Origin of the sequence: Gemmata algarum (assembly GCF_034097035.1) — a bacterium.
Taxonomy (GTDB): Bacteria; Planctomycetota; Planctomycetia; order Gemmatales; family Gemmataceae; genus Gemmata; species Gemmata algarum.
The window spans coordinates 76183-88766 of sequence record NZ_JAXBLV010000034.1 but is presented as its reverse complement, the minus strand read 5'-3'; the positions used below and the strand labels follow the sequence as shown (position 1 = coordinate 88766).

Here is a 12584-nt window from a genome sequence, read left to right as displayed (position 1 = left end):
TTCGGAACTCGGCTCAACCGGGCAAGCGCTCCAGTAAATCATACACCCCGGTCGTCCCGGTCCACACGAAGCCGAGACGCCGGTAGAGCCGCTGCGCGGGGTTGTTGGCCTCGACGTGAACCCGGACGGGCTTGTTCGCCGCGGCGGCCTCGGCGAGCAGGCCGGTCAGCAGGCGCGTGCCCACACCCAACCCGCGGAACGCCGGCAGCAGCGCGATATCGACGACCCGGATCTCGTCCGCGCGGTGGTCCACGTAGAACCGCCCGACCGGTTCGTCGTCGCACACGATCACGTCGAACGCCGCCCGGCCGAAGTGCTCGCGGTAGTGCGCGTCTTGGGTGCGGAACTGCATCCGCAGAAACGACTCGACCCGCTCGGGCGGCCAGCCGGCGGGCGCGAGTTCGTCGTACCGGGTGCTCGCGTACACGCGGTAGAGAAACTCGGCGTCGGCGGGCACGACCGGCCGCAACGTGACTAATGGCAACGTGGTCATGGGCGCGTCGGGTAAATGCCGGCGGGGCAACGATGAACGTGGTCCCCGGAACGACTGCGTGTTGTTGTGCGGTGCCCCGCCTCCGCCGGGACCGACCGCCGCCGGGAACATGGGCCGGAGCCGGAGGCCCGCGGCGTTACCGGTCGGGTACCCGTTCACGGCGGGCGGTCACGGAACGAGTCCGGCACAGTTTCGTTCATCATGCGGGCGAATCGTAACCGCAAGCGAATGAAAATCAATAAAATTATTCCAATTAATCCGCGCCTGTCTTTACTTCGGCGGCGGTCTCGGTCTGCACCCCGCTTCGTTGCGCACGATTGGCCGTCTGACCGCGAAATTTTCGCCCCGCTCGCCAAGTAATGTCTGGTGACGAACATTCGGATGGCGTGATAGGCTCGATTCAGTCTTGACACGACGGGCCTCCGTCGGTCCCGGCCGAACCGAACGGCGCCGGCTCCTCACGGCCGCTACGGAACCGCTGCGGCCCGGCCCTCCCCGCGAGCACCACCATGCCCCCCTGGATCAGCAAGTTGCTCGGCCGGCCGCGCACGAGATCACGCCCCCGCGCGGCCGTCGCGCTGCGGCTGGTGCGGCTCGAGGGCCGCGACGTGCCCGCCCTGATCGGGCTGGAAGCGACCGACGTGCCCGTGTCCGTGACCGGCGGTGTGGACCGGGGGGGCGACCTCGCGGTGCGGGCTGACGGCAGCGGCTTCGTCGTGACCTACGAAGCCCCGGACGACGCGGGCGGCGGGATCTACTTCAAGCGGTTCGACGCCAACTGGCAACTGGTCCAGGGGCCGGTCGCGGTGAACACGGTCACCGCCAACGACCAGCAGGCGCCGTCGATCGGCGCGGATTCCGCCGGCAACTTCGTCATCGCCTGGCAGAGCTTCGGCCAGGACCCCGGCGACAGCGCGGCCCAGGCAGGCGTCTACGCCCGCCGCTTCCTGGCCGACGGCACGGCGCTCGACGCCGCCGAGTTCCGGGTCAACACCACCACGGCCGGCCAGCAGCGCGAACCGGACGTGGCGGCCAACGCCGCGGGCCAGTTCGTGATCGCGTTCCAAAGCGGGGCGCCCATCGCGGACATTTACGCCCAGTCGTACGCGGGCATCACCACCGGCGGGAGCGGCGCACCCGCGGCGGTCGGTGGCGAATCCGTTGTCAATAACGCGTTCGGGTCCCAGGCGGAGCCGGCGGTGGCGATCGACGGCGCCGGCAACTACGTGGTGGTGTGGCAGAGCCCCGGCCGGGACAGCGCCAGCACGAGCGATTTCGGCATCTTCCTGCGGCAGATGGGCCGGAACGGGACGCCGGCCACCAGCGCCGAGTTCCTGGTGAACACCGTGACCGCCGGGAACCAGCAGCGCCCGGACATCGCGATGGACGCGGGCGGGAACTTTAACGTCGTCTGGTACTCGGACAACATCGACGGGTCGGGCACGGCCGTCGTGATGCGGCGGTTCCAGGTGGGGGGCGGGGCCTTCGGGGGTGAGTTCCGGGTCAACGCGACCACGACGGGCAACCAGATCAACCCGCACATCGACGCCACCGCCGGCGGTACCTTCCTGGTCACCTGGACCGGCACCGAAGGCGACCTCGACCCCGCCGGCACCGACGTGTACTTCAAGGTGTACGACTCGTCCGGCGGCGTGGTGGTGCCCGAACGAGCGGTCAGCCCGACCGCCGCTAACAACGACGCCGCCGAGGACAACGCGGTCGGGGGGATCAGCGCCGCGGGCGACTTCGTGATCCTGTTCGACAGCGGCGCCGCCGGCACCTCCGACACGTACCTGCGCCGGTTCGCCGAGGGGGCGGGCGTCGGCTTCACCGCGGCCACATCGAGCGGGCCGGAGTCGGCCGGCGCCGCCGTCGGCCTCACCCGGACCGGTGCGCAATACGTGTTGGCAAACGTGGCCACCACCGTGCAGGTGACGCGCACGGGCGGGAGCGCCGTCCCTTGGGCGGACTTCACCACCTCGTTCCCGGCGGGCGTCACCTTCCCGGCCGGCGCGACGGCACAAACGCTGACGATCGCCGTGACGGACGACGACGCCGTTGAACCGAACGAGACGATCGTGCTGGGCATCGCCACCGTCACCAACGGAACCGCGCGCGGCCAAGTGACGCACGTGTACACGATACTGGACAACGACCCGCTCTCCGTGCTCGCGGTGAACAGTCCGAGCGTGACCGAAGGGGACTCCGGCACCCGCGCGCTCACCTTCACGGTCACCCTCAGCGCGGCGAGCGCGAGCGCGGTCACCGTCGGTTACGCCACCGCCGACGGCACCGCCACCGCCGCCGATTACACCGCCGCGTCCGGGACGCTCACGTTCGCCCCCGGAGAGACCTCCAAAACCGTCACCGTTCTGGTCAACGGCGACACCGCCAATGAAGCGGACGAAACGCTCACGGTGGTGCTCTCGAACCCGGTCAACGCGACCATCGGCACCGGCACCGGCACCGGCACCATCACCAACGACGACCCCGTGCCGGCTCTCAGCGTCGGGGGCGTGACGCTCGCCGAGGGCAACGCCGGGGGCACCAACGTCACCCTCACCGTGTCGTTATCGGCACCCAGTGGGCAAGCGGTTTCCGTCACCTACACCACCGCCGACGGCACCGCCACGGCCGGCGCCGACTACGCGGCGGCTTCCGGCGCACTCACGTTCGCGCCCGGCGAAACTTCCAAAACCGTCACCCTCAGCGTCAGCGGGGACGCAACGTTCGAGGACGACGAATCGTTCGCGGTGAACCTGTCCGCCCCGGTACACGCAACCGTTGCCGGCGGGTTGGCGCTGGTCACCGTCACCAACGACGACCCGCTCCCGACCGTTACCCTGTCGCTGGCCGGCGGCCCGCTCACCGAGAGCGGCGGCGCGGCCACCGTCACCGCCACTCTGTCGAACCCGTCGGCGTTCCCCGTGGTGGTGACCCTCGGGTTCACCGGCACCGCCTCCGGCGCGGACTTCACCGCGTCGGGCACCCGCATCGCCATCCCGGCGGGTTCCACATCCGGGTTCGTGACCCTGGCCGGCGCGGACGACACCGCCGACGAAAATGACGAAACCGTGGTCGTCAGCGTGGCGTCGGTCAGCGGAGGGATCGAGTCCGGCACCCAGCAGGTCACCGTCACCGTCACCGACGACGACCTGCCGGCGGCCACCGCCGACACCGCCACGACCGACGAGGACGCCCCGCTCCCGTCGGTGTCGAGCGTGTTGGGTAACGACAACGCGGCCCCGGGCGCCACGGCCGAGCTGTTCGGCGCCGGCCCGGTCGGCGGCACCGTCACACTGAGCCCCGATGGCACCTTCTCCTACACCCCGAACGCCGACTTCAACGGCACGGACTCGTTCCGGTACCGGGTCCGCAACGCCGCCAACGAGGTTTCGGCGGCGGTCGCCGTCACCATCACCGTGAGGGCGGTGAACGACGCGCCGGTCAACACCGTACCCGAGGCGCAGGCCCAGGCCACCACGAAGGCCGCCCCGCTCACGTTCTCGGCCGCCACCGGCAACGGGCTTTCCGTGTTCGACGTGGACGCCGGCCCGGCCCCGCTGTCGGTCACTCTGGCCGCGACCACCGGAACGCTGACGGTCGTTCCGGTGGCGGGGGCGTCGGTGACCGGCAACGGCACCGCGGCCGTCACCCTGTCCGGGCCGCTCGCGGCGGTGAACGCGGCTCTCGCCGGGGCCGCGTTCACCCCCACCCCGGGGTTCGTCGGCGGCGCGACGGTCACCGTTACCAGCAGCGACGGCGAGTTCACCGACACCGATGCGTTCGACATCGCGGTGGCCCAAACGGCCAACGAGTTGGCCCCGCGGCCGGCCGCGTTCGCGACGGTGGCACCCGGGGCGGTCACCACCGTTACGGTGCGCAACCCGCTCACCGGGGCGGTTACCACGTTCGTCCCGTATGCCGGCTTCGCGGGCGAGGTCCGAATCGCGACCGGGGACGTCAACGGGGACGGGATCACGGACATCGTCACCGGCGCCGGCCCGGGCACGTCCGGCGGACACGTGAAGGTGTTCGACGGCGCCACCGGGGCGGAGCGGCTCAGCTTCCTGGCGTTTGACGGGTTCGGCGGCGGGGTGTTCGTGGCGGCCGGGGATGTGAACGCCGACGGCCGGGACGACCTCATCGTGTCGGCGGACGCCGGCGCGACCCCGCACGTGAAGGTGTTCGGTGGCCAGGACAACGTGCTGCTCCAGAGCTTCCTGGCCTACGGCGCGGGGTTCACCGGCGGGGCGCGGGTGGCGACCGGGGACGTGAACGGGGACGGGTTCGCCGACATCGTCACCGGTGCCGGAGCAGGTGCCGACCACGTCAAGGCGTTCAGCGGCAAGGACCGGTCGGAACTGGCCAGTTTCTTGGCGTACAACGGGTTCGCGGGCGGCGTGTACGTCGCGGCGATCGACCTGGACGGGGACGGCCGGGCGGACCTGGTTACCGGCTCCGGATTCGGGTCCTCTGGCGGACACGTGAAGGTGTTCGACGGCTCGAACCTGGCCCAAACGGCCAGCTACCTGGCGTACCCGTCGGTATTTGAGGGCGGGGCGCGGGTGGGCGCCGCGGACCTGAACGGCTCCACGGCGCTGTTGATCGGGACCGGGCCAGCCCTGACCCCGCGGGCAACTGCCGTGGACCCGCTCACCGGGCAAATCCGCGCCGAACTGCTGAACACACCGGCGGGCGCGCAGCGGAGCGTCTTTGTTGCCTGAACCTGTGAACTTTTGTACCGATGCTCCCGAGCGTTACGGCGCCGGTGTCTTCCTCTGCGCGGGACGACCGCGGAAGCGCGAGCAGCGGTTCCGATCGGTACCTGGGAGGAAAAGGTTACAAAGGGGTACGCCGGCTCGCTCAATCGCAAACGGGGTCGAGTGAAATTCCGGTAATTGGTACCGATAAGGAATAGATAGCAGCTTCGGCACGTTACCTGCTCTATGATCCCGTGTCGAACACCAGTTCGGGCCAGTTCCCCCGGCCCGCACCACACACCACCCTGCACTTCCATACACCTATCAACGAAAGCCGGCGCTTCCGAGCGCCGGCTTCCTCTTTTTTCGTCACAGCGCACGGCCGATACTCTCGTAAACCTCCTCGAACCGTGAACCGATGCCCGAACTTACGATCCCTCGGACGCGAACAGGCCCGCCGTTAATGGTCTGCATGTACTGCGGAGCGCCCGCCACTTCCACGGTGGAATGGGACGAAGTGAACCGCCCGGCGGCGGGTGCCGCGGGCGCCCCGGGCGGAACCGACCTAACGCCGGTGCCCAGCGGCGACGACCCGGTCTCTGCCGCGATCGCCGTCCTGATGCTGCCGCTCGCTCTGTGGGAACTGCTCAAATCGCTGGTCGCGGGGGCCGGAGCAATCGCGCGCTGGGCCACGCACCCCCGCGCGGAGTCCGCACCGGCACCGGCACGGCCGCCGCGCGAGTTGCCGACGACGCGGGTCGTCGTGACCACTTGCGAGCGGCACCGGCGCTTCCGGGATCGGTTCGTCTGGGTCGGGATCGGAGCGGCTTTGGGACTCGCCGCGCTGTGGCTGGGGGCGGTGCTGGAAACCCGACGGGCGATGGGAACGGAAAACGTGGGGCTCGCGACCGCCCTGCTGCTCGGCGCGGTGTTCGCGAGCGTGCTGGTGCCGCTCGCGTTCTCCGTTTGGTACTCGTTCGCCGGGCCGGTGATCGTGGACCGGGTGACCGAAAGCGGCGTCGTGCTGGACCGGGTGCGCCAGGCGTACCTCGACGCAACCGGCCCGGCGCCCGACGCCGAAGCGCCGGGCGCCGGGGCCGTCAACCGATATAAACGCCGCCGCTGAAGAAGGGGTCACCGGCCAGCAGGCTCAGCACCTGCGTGCCGTCGACGAACGCCTTGAAGTGCGGCCCGGCACCCGGCCCGGCGCCGGTGAGCACCGCCGTCCGGCCGTTCACCTTGCCGCTGCCCACGCGGACCCCGCCCAGGAACCCGGCGTCGTACGCGAAGAAGCTCTGGAGCTGCGCGTTGTCCCGGCCGCTGAACACCTTCACGTGTGCGACGGTGCCCGGGCCGGAGCCGGTGATGATGTCGGCGAGCCCGTCCCCGTTCACGTCCCCGGCCCCGACGTACACCCCGCCCGCGTACGTGCCGTACGGCGCGAAGCTCCGGAGCAGCGCGTTGTCCCGGCCGCTGAACACCTTCACGTTCGTCGGGGCGCCGGCCCCGGAGCCGGTGATGATGTCAGCGAACCCGTCCCCGTTCACGTCCCCGGTCGAGACCCGCACCCCGCCCCGGAACGCGGCGTCGTAGGCGAAGAAGCTCTGGATCTGCGCCCCGTCCTTGCCGCTGAACACCTTCACGTGCGGCGTCGCCCCGGCGTCCGCCGACACCACGATGTCGGCGAACCCGTCCCCGTTCACGTCCCCGGTCGACACGAACACCCCGCCGGAGAACCCGGGGAACGCCAGGAAGCTGTACAGCAGCGTGCCGTCGGAGCTGAACACCTTCACGTGGCCGCCCGGCGCGCCCGCCCCGGCGCCGGCCACCGTGTCCGCCCGGCCGTCGCCGTTGACATCCCCGGACGCCACCCGCACCTCACCGGTGAACCCGGCGAACGCGACGATCGGGTCCCCCGGCTGGCCGGTGGCCGGGTTGATCGGGCGCACCGTGCCGGGGGCGCCGCCGCCGCTGATGACCGTCGCGGTCGCGGCGTCGTCGTTGGTGATCGTGCCGGTGCCGGTGCCGGTGCCGATGGTCGCGTTGGTCGGGTTCGAGAGCACCACCGTGAACGTCTCATCGGGCTCGACGGTGGTGTCGCCGAGCACCGTGACGGTGACGGTCTTCGAGGTCTCGCCCGGCGCGAACGTGAGGGTGCCCGCGGCGGGCGTGTAATCGGCGCCCGCGGTCGCGGTGCCGGCGACCGTCGCGTAGCTCACCGTGACGGTCTGGGTGCTGGCCGTCGAGAGGGTCATGGTGAAGGTGAAGCTGGTACCGCCCGCGTTCCCTTCGGCCGCCGTCACGTTGCCGATGGAGACGGCCGGGGGGCCGACCGTTACGACCACGTCGTTGCCCGTCCCGCCGACGTAACTGATCGTGAAGGTCACCCCGCCGGCCGTGAAGCTCGCCCCCTCGGGCAGGCCGGCGAAGGTGCCGACCACCGCATCGGCGCCGTCGTTGGCGATCAGAATGTAACTGGTGCCCGCGACCGGCGCGAAGCCGCGCGTCACGGCCAGGGTCGCGCCGGTCAGGTTCACCGTACCGTTGACGACCGCCTGGTCGTACTGGGTGCCGGGGGTCGTGCCGCTGATCTCGACGCTAAAGGTGCTCCCGGCCGACAGCGCCAAGTTGCCCGTGGTGAGCGTTCCCGGCGACATGCCCGGCGCGACGGTTCCGCCCGCCGCGGCCGTCACCGCCGGCACCGTGCCGGTCCCGCCCAGGGTGCCGCCGTTGACCTGAACGCCCGAGCTGGTCGCGATGGTGCCGGTGACGTTCAGCGTGCCGGCGGTGACGACGGTCGCGCCGGTGTAGGTGTTGGCGGCCGACAGGGTCAGCGTCCCGGCCCCGGCCTTAGTGAGGGAGTTGCCCCCCGAGATCACGCCCGACACCGTTGCCACGGCCGAACTGCTGATCGTGGCCGCCCCGCTCAGGGCGATCGCGTTGTCGATGGTGGTGTTGCCGGTGACCGCGAGCGTGGCGCCGCCGGCCAGGGTCAGCGGGCTGCTGCTCCCGAGCGCGTCGTCGTCCGCCACGCTCAGGGTGCCCGCCGACACCGTGGTGGGGCCGCTGAACGCCGCCTCGTTGCCGGTGTTCGTCAGCGCCAGCGTCCCCGCGCCGGTTTTGGTGAGGGAGGTGATCCCGGACAGCAGCCCGGACACGGTGGCCGTACCGGCGGACACGTCCACCGTGCCGCCGCCGGTGCCCAGCACCACCGCGTTGTCGATCGTGGTGGTCGCGGTCACGCCCAGCGTCCCACCGGCCAGGGTCAGCGTGCCGCCGCCGAGCGCGTCGTCGTTCGCAATGCTCAGCGTGCCCGCCGACACCGTCGTCGTGCCGCTGAACGCGGCCTCGTTGCCGGTGTTCGTGAGCGTCAGCGTCCCCGCGCCGGACTTGGTGAGGGCCGCGGTCCCGGACAGCAGCCCGGACACCGTCACCGCCGCCGTCGCGCTGATCGTGGCCGCGCCGCTCAGCGCGACCGCGTTATCGACGGTGGTCGCGCCGGTCACCGCCAGCGTGGTCCCGGCGGCCAGGGTCACCGCACCGCCGCCCAGCGCGTCGTCGTTCGCCACGCTCAGCGTGCCCGCCGACACCGTCGTGGTCCCGCTGAACGCGGCCTCGTTGCCGGTGTTCGTGAGCGTCAGCGTGCCCGCCCCGGTCTTCGTGAGGGCCGCGGTTCCGGACAGCAGCCCGGACACCGTCACCGCCGCCGTCGTGCTGATCGTGGCCGCGCCGCCCAGCGCGATCGCGTTGTCGACGGTGGTCGCGCCGGTCACCGCCAGCGTGGTCCCGGCGGCCAGGGTCACCGCACCGCTGCCCAGCGCGGCGTCGTCCGCAATACTCAGCGTGGCGGCCGACACCGTGATGGTGCCGCTGAAACTGCCTGCGTTGTTGGCGTTGGTCAGCGTCAGGTCGCCCACGCCAGCCTTAGTGAGCGCCCCGCTCCCGGACAGCAGCCCGGACACGGTGGCCGCGACCGCGGTGCTGATCGTAGCGGCGCCGCCCAGCACGATCGCGTTATCGACGTTGCCCGTTCCGGTGATCGCCAGCGTGGTCCCGGCGGCCAGGGTCACCGCCCCGCTCCCCAGGTCGTTGTCGTCCGCAATACTCAGGGTGCCGGCCGACACCGTCGTCGTGCCGCTGAACGCCGCCTCGTTGCCGGTGTTGCTCAGCACCAGCGTCCCCGCGCCGGACTTGGTGAGAACCCCGCTCCCGGACACCAGCCCGGACACCGTCACGGTACCGGTGGGGGTGTCGAACGTGCCGCCCCCGCCGCTCAGCGTCACCGCGTTGTCGATCGTGGTGGTCGCGGTCACGCTCAGCGTCCCGCCCGCCAGGGTCAGCGCCCCGCTGCCCAGCGCGTTGTCGTCCGCCACGCTCAGCCCGCCCGCCGACACCGTCGTGGTGCCCGTGAAGTTGCCCTCGTTACCGGTGTTGCTCAGCGCCAGTGTACCCGCGCCCGCCTTGGTCAGGCCGCCGCTCCCGGACAGCAGGCCCGACACCGTCACCGCCGCCGTGGTGCTGACCGTGGCCGCACCGGTCAGCAAGATGCTGTTGTCGATCGTGGTCGGGCCGGTGACTGCGAGCGTGGCACCGGTGGCCAGCGTCAGCAGGCCGCTGCCCAGCGCGTTATCGTCCGCCACGCTCAGCGTGCCCGCCGACACCGTCGTGCCACCGCCGAAGCTGGCCTCGTTGCCGGTGTTCGTGAGCGTCAGCGTGCCCGCCCCGGTCTTGGTGAGAATGGTGCTCCCGGACAGCAGCCCCGACACCGTCACCGTGCCGGTGGGCGTGTCAACCGTACCGCCTCCGGCCCCCAAAGCGATGTCGTTGTCGATCGTGGTGGTCGCGGTCACGCTCAGCGTCCCACCGGCCACGGTCACCGCGCCGCTCCCCAGGTCGTTGTCGTCCGCCACGCTCAGGGTGCCCGCCGACACCGTTGTGGTCCCGCTGAACGCCGCCTCGTTGCCGGTGTTCGTCAGCGCCAGCGTCCCCGCGCCAGTTTTGGTGAGGGCCGCGGTCCCGGACAGTAGCCCGGACAGGGTGGCCGTGGCGGCGACGGACACGTCCACCGCTCCGCCGCCGGCGCCCAGCATCACCGTGTTGTCGATCGTGGTGGTCGCGGTCACGCCCAGCGTCCCACCGGCCAGGGTCACCGCGCCGCTGCCGAGTGCGTCGTCGTTCGCAACGCCCAGCGTGCCCGCCGACACCGTGATGGTCCCGCTGAAGTTGCCCTCGTTGCCGGTGTTGCTCAGCGTCAGCGTGCCCGCGCCGGTCTTGGTGAGGGCCGCGGTCCCGGACAGCAGCCCGGACACCGTCACCGCCGCGGTCGCGCTGATCGTGGCCGCGCCGCCCAGCGCGATCGCGTTGTCGACGGTGGTCGCGCCGGTCACCGCCAGCGTGGTCGAGGCGGCCAGGGTCACCGCGCCGCTGCCGAGTGCGTTGTCGTCCGCAATGCTTAGCGTGCCGGCCGACACCGTCGTGGTCCCGCTGAACGCTGCCTCGTTGCCGGTGTTCGTGAGCGTCAGCGTGCCCGCCCCGGTCTTGGTGAGCGCCCCACTTCCAGACAACTGGCCCGACACCGTCACCGCCGCCGAAGTGCTGATCGTGGCGGCGCCGCTCAGCGCGATCGCGTTGTCGACGGTGGTCGCACCGGTGACGGCGAGGGTCGAGCCCGCGGCCAGGGTCACCACGCCGCCCCCCAGCGCGTCGTCGTTGGCCACGGTGAGCGTGCCGGCCGACGCCGTGGTGTTGCCCGTGAAGTTGGCCTCGTTGCCGAGGTTGGCCAGCGCCAGCACGCCCGCGCCGGTTTTGGTGAGGTTCCCGACCCCGGACAGCAGTCCCGTTATGGTGACGGTGCCGGTGGGCGCGTCCACCGTCGCGCCGCCCGCTGCCAAGGCGACCGCGTTGTCGATCGTGGTGCTGGCGGTCACGTTCAACGTTCCGCCGTCCAGTGTCAGCAGCCCGGCCCCGAGCGCGTCGTCGTCCGGCACGCTCAGCGTGCCGCCGAACACTCTAATGGCGCCGCTGAACGCGGCCTCGTTGCCGAGGTTGCTCAGCGTCAGTGTCCCCGTGCCGGACTTGGTGAGGGTGCCGCTCCCGGACAGCGTGCCGCTGAGCACCGTGCTGGCGTTGTTGCCACCGGTCAGCAGGGTAAATGTGCTCAGCGACACGCTCCCCGCGCCCGCGAGCGAACCGATCGTCTCGGTCGCACCCAAAGCGAGCGTGGCCGTGGCGCCGACCGTAACGGCGTTCGAGTCGCTCAGCGCCGAGCCCCCGGTAAGGGTCAGCGTGCCGGCCGTCACCGTGGTCGCGCCGGTGAAGGTGTTCGTTCCCGAAAGCGTCAGGGTTGCGGCCCCGGTCTTCGACAGCGTGGCGGCGCCGCCGATGCTCAACGCGAGCGTGTTCGTGCCGCTCGCCGTCGAGTCGGTGACCGCGCCGGTCACGGTCACTCCGGAGCTACCGGAGATGGTGTACCCCGGGGCACTGATCTGGATCTGCGCAACGGTCAATCCGGCGATATCGTTATTGCTCGTCTGGCTCGTCGCGCCGGCCCCGAACACCAGAACGTCGGCGGCCGAACTCGGGACCGCATTTTCCGCCCAGTTCGTCGCCACCGACCAGTTGGCGTTCGTCGCCCCGGTCCAGGTGAACGTCGCGGGGACCGTGCGGTCTTCCAGGACGGCCAGTTGCAACCCCGCGCGAGTGGTGGCGGCCGAGGCGGGATGCTTCCGGAGGCGGCGGAGGAGGGTAGACAGAAGCGTCACGTGAGACCTCACAACTCGGATGTCAGCACCTGTCCGCGGCACACCGCCGCCGGAACGCCAATAAGAAGCCGAAGTACACTGCGGGCGGCCGGCGGAAGACAGCACGGTCCGAAGGCCACTCCAACACGGGCCGCTCCGCCGGTGGGGTGGCTGTCCGGCTCGCGCCCGGTTCAACCGGGCCGGTTCGGACACCGGGCACGCAACGCGCAGCCGGGAGTGACGAACTCGGGGACACACGAGCACGAAAACGGCTACAACTCCGCCTAAATTACCATTTAACTGAAAAACTAGGGCGGGCAAGCAAGATGGGGTGTTTCAGCAGAAGAGAATAACCGTGCGGCATGAAAAGGCGGTGCAACCGAATACCAGATCAGATTCGACCTCATCCACCGGCCGAACAATCAGACCCCGGCCACTGTTTTCGCTTGTCCGTCAACTCACCCGCTGGCTGTGATCCACTCGGCATGCGGTAACCGAACGCATTCACTTGCGGATTACGTCAGTCTGCGTGCCCATACGCAGTCTTCCCCCGCTTGTGAAACATGCAAATACCAGGCCGAATCTATTTTCATCGAGCGGTGAATGCCCAAGGGTAATTGCGGATCACTTATCATGTAGTGGTCTCGG

At 70.5% G+C, this 12584-nt stretch carries 4 protein-coding genes; 2 read left to right on the top strand and 2 right to left on the bottom strand.

Translation table 11 applies throughout. The features are described 5' to 3' along the window. Positions 1-13: 13 nt before the first annotated feature. On the bottom strand, positions 14-493 hold the full coding sequence (locus R5W23_RS05255) for a GNAT family N-acetyltransferase (RefSeq protein WP_320685420.1): 480 nt from the start codon (positions 491-493) through the stop codon (positions 14-16). A 509-nt stretch (positions 494-1002) separates the two neighbouring features. Between R5W23_RS05255 and R5W23_RS05250 the strand changes: the two genes are divergently transcribed. Both R5W23_RS05250 and R5W23_RS05245 read left to right on the top strand, forming a co-directional pair. Then, complete coding sequence (locus R5W23_RS05250) at positions 1003-5220, top strand: beta strand repeat-containing protein (RefSeq protein ID WP_320685419.1); 4218 nt, start codon at positions 1003-1005, stop codon at positions 5218-5220. 493 nt (positions 5221-5713) lie between these two features. After that, the gene (locus R5W23_RS05245) at positions 5714-6322 is read left to right on the top strand and encodes a hypothetical protein (RefSeq protein WP_320685418.1); all 609 of its coding nucleotides are present in this window, start codon (positions 5714-5716) and stop codon (positions 6320-6322) included. Here R5W23_RS05245 and R5W23_RS05240 read toward each other — a convergent pair. Then, positions 6297-11957, bottom strand: a complete 5661-nt coding sequence (locus tag R5W23_RS05240) for an autotransporter-associated beta strand repeat-containing protein (protein ID WP_320685417.1) — start codon at positions 11955-11957, stop codon at positions 6297-6299. The two genes, R5W23_RS05245 and R5W23_RS05240, sit on opposite strands and share 26 nt — an antisense overlap. Between the last annotated feature and the right edge of the window lie 627 nt (positions 11958-12584).